The sequence below is a fragment of the Chengkuizengella marina genome (assembly GCF_009910845.1).
Lineage (GTDB): Bacteria > Bacillota > Bacilli > Paenibacillales > KCTC-33759 > Chengkuizengella > Chengkuizengella marina.
In genome coordinates, this window is record NZ_SIJB01000029.1 from 159,098 (window position 1) to 178,222 (window position 19,125).

20 protein-coding genes are annotated in these 19,125 nt (G+C 32.8%); 10 read left to right on the forward strand and 10 right to left on the reverse strand.

Features of this window, described 5'->3' with window-relative positions:
* The first annotated feature begins 230 nt into the window (after window positions 1–230).
* Entirely contained in the window at window positions 231–1,538 is a 1,308-nt protein-coding gene (gene lysA, locus ERL59_RS14290; RefSeq protein WP_160646900.1) for a diaminopimelate decarboxylase, read from the forward strand.
* A 47-nt stretch (window positions 1,539–1,585) separates the two neighbouring features.
* Here the strand turns inward: lysA and ERL59_RS14295 are convergent, their stop codons facing one another.
* A complete protein-coding gene (locus tag ERL59_RS14295) occupies window positions 1,586–2,599 on the reverse strand; it encodes a LysM peptidoglycan-binding domain-containing protein (RefSeq protein ID WP_160646901.1) in 1,014 nt (337 codons plus the stop codon).
* Window positions 2,600–2,736: 137 nt separating this feature from the next.
* On the opposite strand from ERL59_RS14295, the gene ERL59_RS14300 reads away from it, so the two are divergent.
* Window positions 2,737–3,276, forward strand: coding sequence for a TlpA family protein disulfide reductase (locus tag ERL59_RS14300; protein WP_160646902.1), 540 nt, complete (start codon window positions 2,737–2,739; stop codon window positions 3,274–3,276).
* Window positions 3,277–3,345: 69 nt separating this feature from the next.
* On the opposite strand, the gene ERL59_RS14305 is transcribed toward ERL59_RS14300, so the two are convergent.
* From ERL59_RS14305 to ERL59_RS14325, 5 genes are all read right to left on the reverse strand, one after another.
* Entirely contained in the window at window positions 3,346–4,089 is a 744-nt protein-coding gene (locus tag ERL59_RS14305; protein ID WP_160646903.1) for an aspartate/glutamate racemase family protein, read from the reverse strand.
* Between the two features lie 52 nt (window positions 4,090–4,141).
* Window positions 4,142–5,188 (reverse strand): C39 family peptidase, encoded by a 1,047-nt coding sequence (locus ERL59_RS14310; protein ID WP_160646904.1) that lies wholly within the window; start codon window positions 5,186–5,188, stop codon window positions 4,142–4,144.
* 49 nt (window positions 5,189–5,237) lie between these two features.
* On the reverse strand, window positions 5,238–7,079 hold the full coding sequence (gene asnB / locus ERL59_RS14315) for an asparagine synthase (glutamine-hydrolyzing) (RefSeq protein ID WP_160646905.1): 1,842 nt from the start codon (window positions 7,077–7,079) through the stop codon (window positions 5,238–5,240).
* Window positions 7,080–7,308: 229 nt separating this feature from the next.
* Entirely contained in the window at window positions 7,309–8,799 is a 1,491-nt protein-coding gene (locus tag ERL59_RS14320) for a UDP-N-acetylmuramoyl-L-alanyl-D-glutamate--2,6-diaminopimelate ligase (RefSeq protein WP_160646906.1), read from the reverse strand.
* A 53-nt stretch (window positions 8,800–8,852) separates the two neighbouring features.
* Window positions 8,853–10,046 (reverse strand): carboxylate--amine ligase, encoded by a 1,194-nt coding sequence (locus ERL59_RS14325; RefSeq protein WP_160646907.1) that lies wholly within the window; start codon window positions 10,044–10,046, stop codon window positions 8,853–8,855.
* Between the two features lie 140 nt (window positions 10,047–10,186).
* Between ERL59_RS14325 and ERL59_RS14330 the strand changes: the two genes are divergently transcribed.
* From ERL59_RS14330 to ERL59_RS14340, 3 genes are all read left to right on the forward strand, one after another.
* Window positions 10,187–10,378: a hypothetical protein gene (locus ERL59_RS14330; RefSeq protein ID WP_160646908.1), complete on the forward strand. Its 192-nt coding sequence runs from the start codon at window positions 10,187–10,189 to the stop codon at window positions 10,376–10,378.
* Window positions 10,379–10,512: 134 nt separating this feature from the next.
* Window positions 10,513–11,145, forward strand: a complete 633-nt coding sequence (locus ERL59_RS14335; RefSeq protein WP_160646909.1) for a nitroreductase family protein — start codon at window positions 10,513–10,515, stop codon at window positions 11,143–11,145.
* Between the two features lie 226 nt (window positions 11,146–11,371).
* A complete protein-coding gene (locus ERL59_RS14340) occupies window positions 11,372–13,015 on the forward strand; it encodes a carbohydrate-binding protein (protein ID WP_160646910.1) in 1,644 nt (547 codons plus the stop codon).
* 74 nt (window positions 13,016–13,089) lie between these two features.
* Here the strand turns inward: ERL59_RS14340 and ERL59_RS14345 are convergent, their stop codons facing one another.
* Both ERL59_RS14345 and ERL59_RS14350 read right to left on the reverse strand, forming a co-directional pair.
* A complete protein-coding gene (locus tag ERL59_RS14345) occupies window positions 13,090–13,830 on the reverse strand; it encodes a YwmB family TATA-box binding protein (protein ID WP_160646911.1) in 741 nt (246 codons plus the stop codon).
* A 201-nt stretch (window positions 13,831–14,031) separates the two neighbouring features.
* Window positions 14,032–14,358, reverse strand: coding sequence for a hypothetical protein (locus tag ERL59_RS14350; RefSeq protein WP_160646912.1), 327 nt, complete (start codon window positions 14,356–14,358; stop codon window positions 14,032–14,034).
* A 176-nt stretch (window positions 14,359–14,534) separates the two neighbouring features.
* Here ERL59_RS14350 and ERL59_RS14355 point away from each other — a divergent pair, with 176 nt between their 5' ends.
* Window positions 14,535–14,927: a hypothetical protein gene (locus ERL59_RS14355; RefSeq protein WP_160646913.1), complete on the forward strand. Its 393-nt coding sequence runs from the start codon at window positions 14,535–14,537 to the stop codon at window positions 14,925–14,927.
* 62 nt (window positions 14,928–14,989) lie between these two features.
* On the opposite strand, the gene ERL59_RS14360 is transcribed toward ERL59_RS14355, so the two are convergent.
* Entirely contained in the window at window positions 14,990–16,255 is a 1,266-nt protein-coding gene (locus ERL59_RS14360) for a BaiN/RdsA family NAD(P)/FAD-dependent oxidoreductase (protein WP_160646914.1), read from the reverse strand.
* 146 nt (window positions 16,256–16,401) lie between these two features.
* On the opposite strand from ERL59_RS14360, the gene ERL59_RS21625 reads away from it, so the two are divergent.
* Window positions 16,402–16,485 carry a putative holin-like toxin gene (locus ERL59_RS21625; protein ID WP_407925719.1) on the forward strand — a complete coding sequence of 28 codons (84 nt, stop codon included), beginning with the start codon at window positions 16,402–16,404 and terminating at the stop codon, window positions 16,483–16,485.
* A 187-nt stretch (window positions 16,486–16,672) separates the two neighbouring features.
* Here the strand turns inward: ERL59_RS21625 and mgrA are convergent, their stop codons facing one another.
* A complete protein-coding gene (gene mgrA / locus ERL59_RS14365) occupies window positions 16,673–17,668 on the reverse strand; it encodes an L-glyceraldehyde 3-phosphate reductase (RefSeq protein ID WP_160646915.1) in 996 nt (331 codons plus the stop codon).
* Between the two features lie 176 nt (window positions 17,669–17,844).
* Between mgrA and ERL59_RS20785 the strand changes: the two genes are divergently transcribed.
* The 3 genes from ERL59_RS20785 (at window position 17,845) to ERL59_RS14375 (ending at window position 18,984) form a co-directional block, all read left to right on the forward strand.
* Entirely contained in the window at window positions 17,845–17,991 is a 147-nt protein-coding gene (locus tag ERL59_RS20785) for a hypothetical protein (protein WP_201763574.1), read from the forward strand.
* A gap of 18 nt (window positions 17,992–18,009) precedes the next feature.
* Entirely contained in the window at window positions 18,010–18,429 is a 420-nt protein-coding gene (locus ERL59_RS14370; protein ID WP_160646916.1) for a DUF3905 domain-containing protein, read from the forward strand.
* Between the two features lie 117 nt (window positions 18,430–18,546).
* A complete protein-coding gene (locus ERL59_RS14375; protein ID WP_160646917.1) occupies window positions 18,547–18,984 on the forward strand; it encodes a BrxA/BrxB family bacilliredoxin in 438 nt (145 codons plus the stop codon).
* The last annotated feature ends 141 nt before the right edge of the window (window positions 18,985–19,125 follow it).

A 19,125-nucleotide genomic window follows, 5' to 3' on the forward strand; every position in this document is an offset into this window, starting at 1 on the left:
GCAACTATCCCTCAGTCTTCGCCTTAAAGGTTTGCCAATCGGCGAGTTTTCTTTATTGATTAAATAAAAATTCTTATCTTAGTATAATTTACTATGTAGTAAAGTACAAATTTTTAACTATATCTTACATTTAAATTATTTAGTATTTTAAGTATATTATATAACAAAATTAGTATGAAAATACAAATGAATGAGGTAAGTGGAATTTTGAATAATAAGGGGGACAAGCAATGGCTTTAGGAGGAACGAGTAAAAGTAATGGGCAGGGACAGTTGGAAATTGGAGGATGTAACGCAATAGACCTAACAACTCAATATGGCACTCCTTTGTACGTATATGATGAAAAATTGATTAGAGACAATATCCGTTCATTTTTCAATGCTTTTAAAAAACATAATGTAAAGTTTAATATTGCATATGCAAGTAAGGCTTTATGTAACATGGCTATTTGCCAAGTGATAAAAGAAGAAGGATTAAGTATAGATGTTGTTTCTGCAGGAGAATTGTATACTGCGTTGAAATCTGGTTTTCCAGCTTCCCGTATTCATTTTCATGGAAATAATAAAACACCAGAAGAAATTAAAATGGCCCTTCAAGCAAAAGTAGGATGTTATGTTGTTGATAATTTTAATGAAATAGATTTATTGAATCGTTTAGCCAAAAAACATAACCAAATTGTTTCTATTTTATTTCGAGTTTCCCCAGGGATAAAGGCACACACACATCAATATATTCAAACTGGCCAACAGGAGTCAAAATTTGGTTTTGATATGATCAGCGGTCAGGTTTTAGAGGCAATTAAACGCTTAGATAAGAGAGATAATCTTCATTTCTTAGGATTTCATTGTCATTTAGGTTCACAGATTTTTGATAAAAAAGCATATCTTGTTGCACTTCAGAAGTTTTTTGATTTAATAAATACAACAAAGCAACAATTTGGTTTGGACACACAAGTTATAAATTTAGGGGGAGGATTTGGTATTCGCTACACAGATGAGGATAATCCTTTAATTGTAGAAGAATATATTGATAGTATTGTAGGCACTGTAAAACAAGAATGTAATGATCGTCATATGGATACTCTTCCTGAGATTTGGATTGAACCAGGCAGAAGCATCGTAGGTGAAGCAGGAACTACACTTTATACCATTGGTTCAGAAAAAGAGATTCCAGGGATTAAGAAGTATGTTGCAGTTGATGGTGGAATGACGGATAATCTTAGACCAGCTTTGTATCAAAGTAAGTATAATGCATTTATTGCTAACAGAGTTGATGATGAACCAGTTGAAGTTGTGTCAATAGCAGGTAAATGTTGTGAAAGTGGAGATATGTTAATCCATGATATTAAACTACCTAACGCAAAAAATGGAGAAATATTAGCTATACCTTGTACGGGAGCTTATGGATATGCGATGGCAAACAATTATAATCGTATCACAAGACCCGCTATGGTATTTGTGAAAGATGGAAATTCAGTACTAGTTGTAAAAAGAGAAACGTTAGATCAATTAATCCAAAATGATCTTGTACTAACTTGAAATTGATAAACCCTCGTCTAAACTCAAACGAGGGTTTTAATGTAATTCTACTCCCAATTCTTAAGATAGGGGTAAGGGTCTATTGAATTCCAATTTGGTAGTTTATATATACCAAAATGTAAATGATTTTCAAATTTTCCTGATGTCCCTTCAGGACCGTATCCTGTATTTCCAACATAACCAATGATTTGTCCTTTTTTCACTTCAGCACCTTTTCCAATGCCGCTAGCATATTTGGACAAGTGCGCATAGTAGAATAGAGTAGAATCATCTACTTGAACGGTCAGTCTCCAGCCACCATATTGGCTCCACCCGTATCTAATCACTTTTCCATCTAGTACACTGTAAATAGGTGTGCCCTTATTTGCCATAATATCTATTCCTTCATGACTTCGAGTTCCAGTTCCACTTGGATTATAGTTTCTATCATCTCCATAACTATTTCCATATGATTCATATGTGCCTGTTTTTAGAGGAAACATACCATCTTTAAAAATATTTTGTTGATGTTGAGATTTTGCTTGTATATTTGTATTTGAGCTAAAGCTCGGAATAACAATCGTTTGACCAACAATTAAATGGTTAGGATTTGAGATTTGAGGATTGGCATCTATCAATACTTGTGTATTAATTCCTAGTCTTTGAGAGATTATCCACATCGTATCATTAGCCTGAACTATGTAATTATTGCTAGTACTTGAGTTTGGGATATAAATTACTTGTCCAACTCTTAAATCATGGGGGTTTGAAATTTGAGGATTAGCATCAATTAGAGCTTGTGCATTCATTCCTAATCTTTGAGAAATAATCCATAACGTATCATTTGCTTTTACAGTATACGGATTAATTTCTTTTGAAACTATCAACTTTTGTCCTGGATAGATCTCATCTGAGGTTAAGTGATTTAATGATTTTAATTCAGCAATAGTTAGAGAATAGTCATTTGCTATTTTCCATAAAAAATCTCCCGAATTTACTGTATACGAGGCAGCAATAGAGGTATTTGTCATGGAAGCGCTTAAAATTAGTCCTAGTATCAGTGATGTCAATTTTTTTCTCATGATGTCATCTCCCTGGTGTAATATTAACTATCATAACGTATATAAAATATTAATAAAATGGACAAATGATGGAAAAAATACATGATATAGGTATTTGGTATATAAAAATACACGAATAACTAAAGGAGAGATGAACTATGAAAAAGGGATCTATCATTATTGGGCTATTAGTAAGCGTGGTCACTTTAAGCATACTGTTTTTTGATGGAGAAGAGGAGGCACGTAGTGTAGCGTTAAGAAATAAAATGTTTGCAGAAATTGGAGGAGAGGCTCCTGCATTTTCTTTGAGAACGCTACAAAATAATGAGGTTTACAAGTTTGATAATAATTTAGGTAAGCCAATGATTATTAACTTTTGGGCATCTTGGTGTGGTCCTTGTAAATTAGAAGCTCCTGAGCTTGTTAAATTATACGACAAGTATCAACCAGCAATAGAAATTGTTGCAATCAATATTACAGCTGAAGATTCATTAAAAAGTGCCATTAAATTTGCGCAAACTTATGGATTTCAATTTCCTGTATTGATGGATGAAGATGCAGAGGTTGCTGATGCATATATCGTACAGGCTATTCCAACTACATATTTCATTGACAAGGATGGAATGATTGTGGATAAAGTACTTGGTTCAGTTGAACCTGAAATTTTGGAAAAAAAATTAAAAGGTTTGATTGATTAGTAATAATAATAAAGTTTTTCTGCTCATCTTTATAAAAAAAGACGCCCAATGGCGTCTAGTCCGTATATTTTATATGATAGCAGCGTTTGATTTATTTTGCTGCAAATTTTTCACCTGTTTTCCAGATAGCTCTATAGACCTTTCCACAAGCACGTCCAATGCATCAATACAATATCCTTGAATTTCTTTACTTAACTGTATACAAGAAAACTCAGTACATGCTAAGATTACACCATCGCAATTTTGATTAAAAATAAAGTCATGGATGATAGCTTGTATTTCATTTGTATCCGCATTTAAATTATTTTTTATATCATTATAAATGATATTCATAATTTGATCTTGAAGGACTTGATTTGGCACGCTTAAGTTTATGTTGAATTTTTTTGCGCTTTTTTCATAGATTCCACTTTTTATTGTTCCAGTTGTGGCCATAATTCCAATCTTACAATCTGCACCATAAGTTTCAGCAATTTTTTTAACTGTTTCATCCACCATATGGATAATATGAATATCAGTCATTTCTATAAATTTTTCATAGAAATAGTGTGAAGTATTGCAGGGGATAGCGATATGATTAACTTCGGCTGCTTCAAGCAGTTTTATATCTTTTCTTATGGCTTCTAAAAAAATATCCTCATTGTTTTCTAATATCACAGTAGTTCGATCTGGAATCGTAGCATGATTTAGGATTACCATATCTATATGATCCTGGTCTTTATGAGCTTCTGTTTTTTCAACTACTTTATCAAAAAAAACGGATGTTGCCTTAGGACCCATACCACCAATTACACCTAAAATTTTATGTTCCATAAAAGTCACCTACTTTAATTTACAGTTTAAGTTTTGAGTCGTTTATTTTACATCACCTAGTAATCATCATAGCATGACTTCCTATCGAATAGTATCTGTCAAAAAATGTATTAGCATCATACACCATTTTACCTTTTAGTGGATCCATTACATGTACATTGTTTTGATCATATCCATGTAATACCATAACATGCAAATTGGATGGGCCTAAAAAATATTCTCCAGTATCATGAAAATACCACTCAATATTTAATCTTGGCTTCTTTAGATCAATAGTTACCCATACCATAATAGGGATTCCTTTGTTTAGTTGTTCTATTATTTCTTCTTTTGAACTCCCTGTCAAATCTGTTACTTTGTAATTGCTGACAACTTCATTTAAATACCCATCGGCAGCTTTTATAATAGGCGGAGTATAAGAAAAGAGACCTGCTCTTAGTTTTCTTGGATTACCAGCATATGCTTTATACGGATTAGGACCGTATAGTTTGTTGTTTTTCCTTACTAATCTCTCTTGTGGCAAGTAATTATCCGCCATCTCCGTTTTTGTAATCTCATAATTAAAGAAATGGAGAACGGAGGTCAGTGCAGTAATTTCACAGCCCTGGGGCAATTCAGGGAGTTGTAAGATGGGTTTAAATGGCAAATATAATTCGGTAATTTTTATCTGGCCATCTTCTGAGAGCTCCGTTTTTTTTACAAAATCAGAAATATTATTTTTAAATGTTAACGTGTGCTTTTTATTAATAGTCAGATGATATTCTTGACTGTCTAATTCGTAAGGTGCCATAATTTTATCTTGTCTAAAGGTATAACGTGTACCGAGATCAAACATGGATGATGTAGCCATACCCATTTCATCAGTGACTAATATCTCGACAATATCACCATTTTCATTTATAACCGAATGTACAGTATTTTGTATAGGGGATCCAGTGTTATTATCAATATTTAAAATAGATACACTGCCTTTTCCGTCATTATTGATTTTAGGAAGAGTTAATACTTCATCTATAACGACTTCAGAATTGTTTGGAAAAAAAAGAACAGTCGATGTGAGCATAAATATTGATGCAACTTGTTTTACTATATTTACCATAAACTCCTCCTAGTACAACCCAAGAACATTTGTTACAGTTATGAAAGGCTCATGTGAAGAATTTTTTATACCATACAAGAAATACGTATACCGTCCAAATATATCTTGCATAATTGTGCTTCTCTTCATAATGGTCATCAAGATATCTCATTAGTTCATCAGTATAAAAAAATTCTTTTGCCATGTCTGATTGAAACATTTCTTTTACGATATTGTAGTATTTTTCTTCTCTTAACCAATATCGGATGGGTACAGGAAAGCCAACTTTTGGTCGGTTTGCCCATTCTTCAGGTAGCGATTCTTTAGCTGCGGTTCTTAGTGCAAGTTTTGTATTAAATTCATTTACACGTTGATCTGCAGGGATTTTTGTTGCTAAATCCATGACCATTTTATCTAAGAATGGAACTCGCAGTTCAATGGAATGTGCTGAGCTCATTTTATCGGCTTTTAGCAATATATCTCCTGGCAGCCATAACTTAAGATCCACATATTGCATTTTTGTAAGATCATCTTTGTCATTTACTTTATCATAAACTTCTTTAGTAATGTCTAGGATAGAAGGACTGTTTTTGTAATCCTCTTTTAGCACTTTTAATGCATCTATTTCCTCAAAAACCTTAGCTTGGCCAATAAATCTTTCTTCTACTTTTTGCCCACCTTTTTCCAAGAAAGCGGTAATTCTATTTCTGGGAAGCTTTTGACTTAATTTTGAGACTGAGCGACGAATAGTAAAAGGAAGTTTTTCATATTTACGCATAGCAGGTGTACCTTGATACCATGCATATCCACCAAATATTTCATCAGCACCCTCCCCAGATAACACTACGGTTACATGTTTGCTTGCTAATTCAGCTAAAAAATATAAGGGAACTGATGAGGGATTAGATTGGGGTTCATCCATGTGATACTGGATGGTTGGCAACATTTTAAAGCATTCGTCCGCATTGATAATCTTTTTATGATTTTCGATGTGTAAGATTTCAGATAAATCCTTTGCTAGATTGGTTTCATTGAATATTCCTTCATGATCTTGAAAGCCAACAGAGAACGTTTTATTCGGATTTAAAAGGGAAGTAATATAACTTGAGTCGACCCCACCTGATAAAAAAGAACCTACTTTCACATCGCTAATTTTATGGTATTTAACCGATTCTTCTAACGTTTTTTTGATCTGCTCAACGTAATAATTTAGGCTATTTTCTTTTACTGAAAAATTAGCATCCCAAAACGGTTTGATTTCAATTTCACCTTTTTTATATAACATATAATGACCAGGTTTTAGCTTATATATCCCTTTGAAAAATGTTTCATCCATAACTGAATATTGAAAGGTAAGATAAGGTTTTAGAGCATCCTTATTGATTTCCCTTTTATAACCTGGATGTTTTAAAATGGATTTGATTTCTGAGCCAAATATAAAGGAGTGATCCAATGTATTTTGAGTATAATACAAAGGTTTGATCCCGAAGAAATCTCTTGCTAGGAACATCGTTTCTTTTTTAGAATCCCAAATAGCGAAGGCAAACATGCCTCTTAATTTCTGTAATATATCAACGCCATATTCTTCATAACCATGAAGAATAACCTCACTATCTGTTTTACTAACAAATTCATGTCCTTTTTTAATGAGATCATCACGTAACTCTTGATAATTATAAATTTCACCATTAAAGATAAGAACACAGCTCTCATCTTCATTGTACATTGGCTGATTTCCTTCTTCTACCAAATCTATGATCATCAAACGTCTAAATCCAAAGGTTACTATTTCATCAGAAAAGACCCCGCCACTGTCAGGGCCTCTATGAACAATAGTATTCATCATATCCTGGATTGTTTTTGTTTTATCTATAGGTAAACTTGTATCTGCAAAACCAACAAAACCACACATAGAGTAATCACCTTTCGTTGTTTTAAGCAATCTATTTTATACGAATCTGCTTATGCTTATGGGTCCCGCAAAAGTAATCGGTCGATCATACTTCCATGTGACAGATTAAAATCATATCACGTCCTGTGACAAATATTTGCTTCAGTTCATCCAGGATGATACAATTCCGACACCAGTTCATCCATGAACTGGGAATCACTACGATGTACTTTACTTTTTTGGGTATATATTATATTTCTAATAATCTATTTTTATTTCTAAGAACCTCTTCTACGATTTTAGCCTCATTAAAAGGTATTTCTGTTTTCCCTATAATCTGAGTTGTTTCATGTCCCTTTCCAGCGATAAGTATAATATCGTCCTTTTCACTAATATCGATTGCGTATTTAATGGCTTCTTTTCGATCAACAACTGCATCATAAGTATCTGTTCCACTTTCTTCTTCTATGGCTTGGATAATTTCTTGAATGATTAAATCAGGATCCTGATCCTTAGGGTTGTCTGAAGTTACAATAGAAAAATCTGCATATTTAGCAGCTACTTGTCCCATTGCTCTTCTTTTATCTGTACCTGATTCTCCAGCATCTGCATATACTCCAAACACAACGATGATTCTACCTTTTGCATGTTGTTTTAAAGTAAGTATTGCATTTTTTAAAGCATCTTCAGTATGGGCAAAATCGATCACAATTTTATAATTATTTTTTTGATATACAATTTCAAATCTACCTTTAATTCCTTCTAGCTTTTGAATACCTTCTTTAATCACTTCTAAAGGTAATTGATTACTATAAGCACAAGCGATAGCGGCTAAACTATTATATACATAGATGACTCCTGGTAAGTTTACTTTGACTTCAATATTGCCTCTAGGGGTATGCACCATATAGGTTGAACCATTTGCTGAATACTTGATTTCTGAAGCATAAATATCTGCAGTATTTTCTATACCATAAGTAAGTAACTTCGTATCATATTGTTGTACTTTTTGGGCTAATCTTTTACCGTAATCATCATCTATATTGATGATATTATTTTTCTTGGCAAGTTCAAATAATTTTGCCTTCGCTTGATAATACTCTTCCATATCATGATGTAGTTCTAAATGATCTGGGGATAGATTTGTAAAAATAGCAGTATTAAAATGACTGTAAGCCACTCTGTCTAAATTTAAAGCATGTGATGATACTTCCATTATACAATGATCCGTTTTTGCTTTTATCATTTCAGAGAATATTTTCTGTAAATTCAGTGATTCTGGTGTCGTATTTTTATTTTTTTTAACTTTGTTGTTGATCATTGTTCCAATCGTACCAATTATACCCACAGAACGTTCTGCATGCTCAAATATTGATTTTAAAAAGTAGGAAATTGAGGTTTTGCCATTGGTACCTGTAATTCCGACAATATTTAGTTTTTCAGTTGGTCGATGATAAAAGTTTGATGATATTCTAGCTAATGCTGTTCTAGTGTTTTTCACTTTTAATACAGTGATATTACCTTCAATTTGCAGATCTTTTTCAACAATAATTGCAATTGCTCCCATTTCGATTGCTTTTTGAATAAAGGTATGTCCGTCTACTGAAAACCCAGAAATAGCCACAAATATACTATTTTCTATTACTTCTCTAGAGTCGTACGCCACAGCGTTAATTTCTATATTGGTATCTCCCTTAATTTTAACATAATTAAGGTCTTGAAGTACTGAGGATAATAACATAAGACCAGCTCCATATTTTAGATCAAGTATAAATGATTTATCTTAAAAAAACTTCACTTTTTAAAGTGGATTAATCGTTTGAATATTTTGGATGTGATCATACCAGCATTGGAGAATGCAGGTATAGGATCTTTCCAATCCCAGATGGCATATGCCTTAGGTTTAAACAACAATGATTTCAAAATGGTCTGGAAAGATAGTTGTCTAGTTTTTATATAATCTCTTATAGCATACATGTCTTCATATCCACACCAAAATCGTACGTCAGTATCTTCTTCTATGGCTTTAGGAGCAACAGGTGATCCTGTAAGATCTTGATAAGTGATGTGAGGAATATTCACTCCAACTTTGTATAATAATTGATTAATATTAGTGATTCGAACGTTGATTTCGATTAAATAATATTGTCCAGTTTCGGCATCTTTCTTAAACTCAATTTCAGCAAAACCTTTATATCCGATTTCTTCAAAAAACTTTGCTCCTATCTCATGAAGTTCTGGAACATATTTTTGACCTGTGTAAACAGAAGCACCAAAATTGATTGGATATTGACGGTATTTCTGACAAGTTAACCAGTGCGTTACTTTTGAATCCTGGTTTAAATAGGCATCATACGTATACATGTGGTCATCAAAACCAGGGATGATTCTTTGCACGATGACTTCTAAGCTTGCATTTTTTGCTCTGTCTAGGGCTGCAATTAATTCTTCTTTATTATGGACTTTAAATAACTTTTTTCTAAACTTTGCTACAAAAGTAGGGGAATCAACAGGTTTCACTAAACATGGAAATTTAATATTGTTCTCAACTTTTTCCATAAAGTTTTCCTCATTCACTCTAACAGTCTCAGGAACGTTTACACCTTTTTCTTGGGCAATTTGGTGAAGCGTTTCTTTATTCATGAGTTTTGTATACAACCCTGGTTCGGTTTGTGGAATAAGGTAACACTTTTTAAGCTCCTCCAAATGCTCATCAATAATTTCAACATAGGAATCATGACAAGGGATAAGAACAGGTTGAGCGCTTTGTTCACGTGCATAATTTATTAAGAAACGAATAAATTTTTTTGTTTCTTTTTTATAGTGTGGGGCAATTAGTCTTTCCGAGCAATGTTTAGACTTAGCTCCATAAGCACCTTTTTCTGTATAGTCTACTGCAACAGTATGTATGCCATGAACACCTAAGCAACGTATTGTACTTAAACCTATATAATAATTGCATCCTAAGATGACTGCTTTATTATTCATTTCTTCACCTCAAATATCTATTAAAGACCTAAAATGAATTATTACATTATATATTGCTTCTCTGTAAATGAGTAAAGTGTAATAGTCTTGTAATATATTGATCTTTACATAGATACGTTGGAGTTGCAAGAGTTTTTAATATGAAAAAAGTGTATATTTCTATTATTTCATTGCTTGCTCTTTATATACTCTTTTCGAAATTATACTTAATTGATGATTTTTATAAAACAAACAAAAATATGATGATGTTTTTTAGAAAAGAAGGGATTATATTTCTAGAAGTTAACAAGTTAAAAAATGAGTTGAAATCATCTTTTATGGAAAAAGTATAACGGAGTGATAAGTTATAGTTATTGTGTAAAAAAAAATTTACAAAACAAGATTGATTTATAACTAAAAATGAGTATAATAATAACTGTAAGTTTTTAAATTACAATTAGTAAGTAATTGAGGAGGAGTTATTATAATGTTGTCTACAAAACAAGATATTTATGAAATAATTAACGATCGCAAATCGGTGCGTGTATATGATTCATCTGTCAAAATTGATAGAAGTGAAATGAATGAAATACTTGAAGAAACAGCGAAAGCACCATCTTCATGGAACCTTCAACATTGGAAGTTTCTTGTCATTGATGATGAGCAATTAAAGCAAACGTTATTGCCGATTGCCTTTAATCAGCAGCAAGTTGTTGACGCAGCAGCTACAATTGTAGTGCTTGGTGATCTTGAAGCTAATAAAAATGGTGAAGCAGTATATGGTGAAGCTGTGAAACATGGTTTTATGACAGAAGAAGCAAAGGATACATTGATGGGTCAAATTAATGGAGCATATCAAAATCAACAAGCTGCTTTTAGTGAAGCAGTACTAAATCCTTCATTAGCTGCGATGCAATTCATGTTAGTTGCAAAAGCAAAAGGTTATGATACGTGTCCAATGGGCGGTTTTGATCGAGAAAAAATAACCGAAACCTTTAATATTCCTGCTCGTTATATTCCAGTGATGTTGATAACTGTTGGGAAACAAGCAAAACCAGCACATGAAACACCAAGATTCCCAGTATCTCAAATCACTTCATATAATACATTTGAAGGTTAAAAGACATTATATGAAAATGTAACAAAAAACAACTAAGATTTTAAGGGACATCTCTATAGAGATAATACATTCTCAAGAGGTGTCTTTTTTATAGTTAGCTCATATATACAAAATATAAATTTGTATTATTGATATTAATCGTATAGTTTAATATAATGAATTTATGAAATCGTTTTCTATTTAAATGAAAGCGCTTTCTAATAATTCTATGGGAGGGAATTATCAAATGAAGAAAGTAATTCTAGTTTTATTTTCAATCATGATAACAGTTTTATTGATCCCTGCAATTGGAATCGCAGATAATCATCAAGAATGGAACTTAGTATGGAGCGACGAATTTAATGGTAATACACTTGATAGTAGTAAATGGACTTATGATATTGGCAATGGAGTAGGAGGTTGGGGAAATAATGAGGAACAATATTACACTAGCCGTTCAGACAATGTTAAAGTAGAGAATGGAAACTTAATAATTACCGCTTTAAATGAACAATTTAATGGTTTTAACTATACTTCAGGGAAGATAAAAACGGATGGACTTGCAAGCTGGAAATACGGGAAATTTGAAGCTAGAATTAAGCTTCCGATAGGACAGGGTTTCTGGCCAGCATTTTGGATGATGCCTCAAGATGACATATATGGTGGATGGGCATCCTCAGGTGAAATTGATATCATGGAAAATAGAGGAAGATTACCTCATGAAATTAGTGGAGCGATTCATTATGGAGAAAATTGGCCGAATAATGTTTATTCAGGCGGAGCAATTACAATACCTAATAATGGTACTGTAGCTGACTGGCATAATTATAGTGTAGAGTGGGAACCAGGTGAAATTCGTTGGTACTTAGATGGTCAACTATATAATACGGAAACCTCATGGTATAGCAGAAGTTTAGGTCAACCTACTAATAATCCTTTTCCTGCTCCATTTGATCAAGAGTTTTATATGATATTGAACTTGGCAGTGGGAGGGAATTTCGATGGAGGTCGAATACCTTCCCCAAGTGATTTCCCTGCAGAAATGCTTATTGATTATGTAAGAGTTTATGAATCAACTGGTCCATCAACAGGTGATCCTATTCAGGCATTTGATCGAATTGAAGCAGAAAACTATACATCAATGAGTGGAATTCAGACAGAAACTACCACAGATACAGGTGGTGGGTTGAATGTAGGCTGGACGGATGAAGGGGATTTTCTCGTTTTTAATCATGTTGATTTTGGAAATGGTGCAAGTAGTGTTGATGTAAGGGTTGCTAGCAATACAAATGGGGGAACGATTGAATTCAGATTAGATAGTACTTCAGGACCTCTAATAGGTGCAGTTAATATTACCAATACAGGTGGCTGGCAAAATTGGATAACCAACACTGCTACAATTTCTAATGCTGAAGGTATACACGACTTATATATAGTTTTTAAAGGTAGTACTGGAATTGGTATTTTAAACTTAAATTGGCTGGAATTTAAGAATACAGATAACCCTTTCGAAAAAATTGAAGCAGAAAGTTATACATCCATGATTGGTATTCAGACGGAACCAACTTCTGATATAGGTGGGGGGTTAAATGTAGGCTGGATAGATGATGGAGACATTCTTACTTTTGAAAATGTTGATTTTGGAAACGGTGCAACTGGAATAGAAGCTAGAGTTGCTTCTGCTTCTGCTGGCGGAAGTATTGAATTCAGATTAGATAATACTTCTGGTCCATTAATTGGAACCTTAAATATTATGAATACAGGTGGCTGGCAAAACTGGATAACTGAAACAGGATTTATTGCAGCAACCTCCGGATCTCATGACTTGTATTTAGTATTTAGAGGCGGTAGTAATATAGGAAACCTCAATTGGTTTAAATTAATAAACTAAATTTATAAAGTAGAAAACGTGAGATAGTAAAACTGCTCACGTTTTTTGTACTCTTTATTTGGATGTACTATGTATTAGTATTCAATTGTAATGATTGGAGATCCAATTGTTAACTGCCATTCTTCATTTAGTGAATTTTGATGAAGTGCTACTTGAAGATTCATTGAATTAGATCCACTTACAATTTTTGTATTTAAAGCAGGTGAATAATAGGAAGTACTGATTGTTCGTTGATCTGTATAAGTTTCAATTTCATTTAATTGAAGTACATCATCTAGTTGCTTCCATAATTTCTGGAATTCACTTCCAGAATTAGTGTATTTACCTTGTATCATCAAGTTCCAGTTTACTTTTATATCTAACTTTTGTAAAGCAGACTCAATATTCATTTTTGTCATTGACAAATAGTTTAAGCTCTGATTATTACTTTCTAGTATTATGGTTAAATAAGTTGATTTGTCATTGTTCATTCCTGTCAATCTTACAGATAAATTCGTTCCTTTATCAATTTCAACTTTGGATATGTATACAAGGTGATTTAACTCTATCAGACTTTCACCTAATGGCATCTGAAGTTCATCCATGAGTAGATTTCCTAATTGTACAAAATCTTCTTGATGGTTATAATTTTTATAAAAACTACTGTGTTTTAAAATGAATGTATAATTTTCTGGAAAAATCTCTTCGGAAAGAGACAGAAATTGTGAGAAATCATCTTTAGGATTTGCATAAATATAATAAGATAAACTACTAATTAACAATATGATGATAAGAAATAAGCTGTACATGATTTTATTTTTTAATATAGTTAACATATAATCACCTTTGTTTATATTATGAATTTTTTGTTAGTAGTTAGTTTATCCAAAACTATTATTTTTAAACAAAATTAATAGAACACTTAATAGATTTACATTAGACTATAAAAAACAGTAAATTCAAAATGAATTCACTGTTTTTTAGGTTTAGTTAAGGTATTTAATAATTGAATAAAACATATTTGTAAAAATTATCGTTTATTTAATGATATCGAAATCTCCAATCAGAGGAAGTGGTTTTGTTTTTTCAGATGCTGAATTAAAAATTCCAATGATCATATAAATAATGACCGCTAAATTTCCAAAAGGAAGAATAAGTAACCAACCCAATATAGGAATAAAAGTACCAATTACATTAACTGCAACAGCAAAAATCAATAAAATGAGACCTTGATTAGCATGATACATAGCAAATTTTGAATCTCTTGCAGCTATTAATGGTAAGAAAAATATAAAATAGGCTAAGACAGCCCAAATTTTATTCTCTTCAATATCTTTTGAGTTTATATGATGTGGATGTTGCATTCATTATACGACCTCCTTTTCCTAAAAGGTGTATTCATGTTATTTTTTATTTTATGTTTCAATTTAGAGCGTGATGACATTTAATACGATGAGACTGTAAATGGAATAGGAATGTATTTGTATAGAACGCTTTTTAGGAGGATAAGCTATATAAAAAACTAAAGGGAATTGAACCAATGGATAAAAAACCAATTATTTTTGAATTTGAGGATAAAAGATCAGCATTTCTGGCTTTAGATACTTTAGAGGAGTTAGGATATGAGGTGTTTTATCATGATGACTTGAGCAAACCAACATTACACATTCATATTGAAAAAAATGATCTAACATCTGCTTTGGAAATTATTCAAGCACATGGGGGAATAATGGTGGAAAATGCTGGAGATGAAAGTAAATATATCAATGCAGCTTATGGAATTGAAGAAGGACAAATCCCCATACCTGCACATACTGTTATTGAGGATCTACCAGAACATTATTTAAGTAATAATGAAAATAATGAACTGATAGAACAAACGAATGAATTTGAGGAAACTAATTATTTATCAGCGGACGATGTTCATATATAAGTAAGAAAAGAGCCTTCTTATATCATCTGGCTCTTTTCTACCTTGTATGAACTATTTATAAACTATACGGTAATCATTTTTGCAGCATGTTTACCAGCAGTATGTCCTGTTACAAAAGCAGCGGTAATATTGTATCCTCCAGTATACCCATGAATATCTAATATTTCACCGCAAAAAAACAATCCGTTCATCAACTTTGATTGCATCGTTTTAGGATCTATCTCCTTTAGATGTACTCCCCCACCTGTCACAAAAGCTTCTTCAATTGAGCGTGTCCCTTTCACATAAAAACTAAATTTCTTTAAATTAGATATGAACTCTAACCACTTAGAATTAGTCACATTTTTAAAATTGAATTCTTCCTGAATTTTTGCTTTTTTTAACAATAAAGGAATGAAACGTTCAGGCAACATTTTTTTAAACAAGTTTTTGATTTGTTTCTTAGGTTCATTTTCCCCAATATGTTGAATCGTTTGGAGTAATTGTTCTTCAGATTGTGAAGGGAAAAGATCTATAGACACTTGTACTTGATTTGTATTAAACTTCTTCATTGTTTTTATGATGAATTGACTGCACCGTAATGCCACTGGCCCAGAAATCCCAAAGTGGGTAAAAATCATATCCCCTTCATGAGTAATTACCTTTTTGTTTTTAGGATTCCAAACGGTGAGTTCAATATTTCTTAAGGATAGACCTTGTAGTTCTTTTTTTTGAATAAAAGTCTCATTAGAGGTAATCGGAACTTCTGTCGGAAATAATTCAGTAATTGTATGACCTGCATCTTTTGCCCAAGCATAACCATCCCCTGTAGAACCTGTATGTGGAACAGATTTTCCTCCAGCTGCAATGATAATAGCGTTGCTCTTTATTGTTTCACCTGTTTGTAATTCAATTCCTTTTGTTTGTTGATTAGCGTAAATGACTTGGTTGACTGGAGAATTGGTTTTTATATGTACACCTAGATCTTTTGCCTTATTAATTAAAGTACGTACAACGGTCATTGCTTTGTCTGAGACTGGAAACATCCTACCTCGATCTTCTTCTTTTAACTGAATCCCTAAATTTTCAAAAAATTGTATGATATCCTGATTATTAAAATTAGAAAACGCACTAAATAAAAAACGCCCGTTTCCAGGAATGTTTTTGATAATTTCGTCCACTTCATGAGCGTTTGTAACGTTACATCTGCCGCCCCCAGAAATGGCTAACTTTCTTCCTAACTTATTCCCTTTGTCAATGAGTAACACCTTAGCTCCATTTTCACTAGCAGATATACTAGCCATTAAACCAGCAGGACCTCCACCAATTACAATCACATCATAAGACATATATCAAACTCCTTACCATTCTTCGAGTGAATAAAAATTAACAAAATTAAGTAATTTTTTGCTATAATAAACACACGTGCTATAGACTGGCTCGATGCAAAGGCGGTTAGCTCACTTCCTGCTTTCATAAGAAGGAGGTGATGTCTATGACAGTATTTGAAGGAATCTCTCTTATGATTTCATTCGGACTGCTAATTGTTGCAGTGCTGTCCTTTCATAAACGAAAGTAAACCGTCTTTGCCTCCAAGCATCTAGACGGTTTACACTAAACGAAATATGAGCCGACCGCCCTAATGGGCAATCTACTTGCACATTGATCACAGATATTCATCGTATCTGTGGTCTTTTTTAATTATATTCATATTATATACTAAAATACTTGATTTTAACAACAATCCAGAATAGAAATAGAAAGGATTATTCTCCATTTAAAATATTCTCAATCTTATTTAATTCTTCATTACTAAATTCGAGGTTATTAATTGTTTTTACGTTTTCTTCGATTTGACTAACTTTACTTGCTCCTATAAGTGCAGTTGTAACATGCCCTCGCAATACCCATGCTAATGACATTTGTGCTAAACTTTGTCCGCGGTTTGAAGCCAATTCATTTAATTGTTGAACTTTATAGATTTTTTCTTCAGTAACATCTCCTTTATTTAAAAATATGCTTTCTTCTTTTGCTGCTCTGGAGTCTGTAGGAATCCCTCCAAGATAACGATTTGTAAGCATACCTTGTGCTAATGGTCCAAAAGCAATGGAACCAACTCCAGCTTCTTCAAGTACATCTTGAAGTCCGTCTTCAATCCAACGGTTAAACATAGAGTAATTTGGTTGGTGGATTAATAAAGGAGTCCCTAAATCTTTAAGAATACGAATAGCTTTTTTCGTTTCTTCTACACCATAATTTGAAATACCTACATAAAGAGCTTTTCCTTGTCTGACCACTTGATCAAGAGCTCCCATCGTTTCCTCTAAAGGTGTATCTGGATCAAATCTGTGGCTGTAAAAAATATCTACGTAGTTTAATCCCATTCTTTTTAAGCTTTGGTCTAGGCTACTGATTAAGTATTTTTTAGAACCCCATTCACCGTAAGGACCTTCCCACATTCCGTAACCAGCTTTTGTTGAAATGATTAACTCATCTCGGTAACTTGCTAGATCAGATTTTAAGATATGACCTAGTGTTTCTTCCGCTGATCCGGGAGGAGGACCGTAATTATTTGCTAAATCAAAATGAGTAATACCTAAGTCAAATGCACTAAGTAACATTGATTTCGAATTTTCAAAAGGATCTACTCCTCCGAAATTGTGCCATAAACCTAAAGAAATAACGGGTAGTTTCAAACCAGAACGACCACAATAGTTGTATTTCATATCAGAATATCTATTGTTACTTGCTATGTATGTCATAAATGATTCCTCCTAATTCTATACTTTAGAATTGTATTGATTCATCTATTCTAAATTAAGCAACTATAAAAATTCAAGTTCTTGAAAGATGATTCAAAACAGGACATTGCTTAACAAAGCTCCTGAATCTTTTTTAGAAACCTAGACATAATAATAGTAAAAAGGAGTAGATTACATTGAATACAAACCCTAATCAAGATTCAAAAGCACAGCAGGAACAGGAACGAGAAAACCAACTTCAACAACAAAACGAAGCTAAAGAGTCTAATGACTTAAAAAATATAGATAAAAAGTTGGATGGACCAAATCAACCTGCAACATAAAAATAGGAGATAGATATGATGGCTAAAAATAAAAAAAAGAAACAAAATCAATCAAATTTCAGTCAAGAAAATCAACAATTTGATCTAGATCCTTATGAAATTAATTTTCTTCCTCAATTTAAAAAGGATAGAGGACCCAAAGGGGCTTTTGTAAATAAACATGGCGTTATCATAGGTGACCACGAATATGAATCTCCCAATTCCCCATTAACTAAGTGGACGGAAGAAACTAATCCTGAAATAATGGCAGGGAATGAGTGGGTACATCCATATAAGGATATAGGCTTTCAAACTGAACAAAATAAAGATTATTTTGAAAAGGGTATCGAACCAGAAGCAGGTATATTTACCCATCCTGATAAAGATGTCTCATTTGAACCTCCCATTCACAGTAAAGAGGATGGAAATAAATCAGATTCTAATGAAGATGAAGAATAGTATTCATTTAATGATACAAATAGCTAACATTGCTTTCATTCCTCAGAGCCATGTATAATAAAATGAAGGTAACAAGTGATTTATTAATGAAATTTATTTTTTGAGGAGTGAATCCACATGTCTATGTCTTTTGATATGTATATGCATGATGTTATACAGCCGATGCGCGATGAGCTAACTAGAATTGGTGTAAAGGAACTCAGAACAGCTGAAGAAGTTGAAGGGAATTTTGAAGAATATAAAAAAGGCACCTCACTAGTTGTTGTGAATTCGGTATGTGGTTGTGCTGCAGGGCTTTGCCGACCAGGTGTTGCACTTGCATTAAATCATGAGAAAATTCCAAACCATTTATTTACTGTTTTTGCAGGGCAGGATAAAGAAGCCACGGCAAAAGCACGTGAATATTTTGCACCTTACCCGCCGTCATCACCTTCTATTGCATTGATGAAGGATGGGAAATTAGTTCATTTTGTTGAAAGACATGAAATAGAAGATCATTCTGCTGAGCAGATTGCTAAGAACTTAACGGATGCTTTTGACAAATATTGTGACTAAAAATAATACACATTTGAACCATAAACAACAAATAAACCAAACCTACACAGGTTTGGTTTTATTTGTTGTATCTACATATTTCAATCCTAAATCAATTTCTTAAGATATTCTTTATCTTTGTTTTATAAAATATTTAATTTT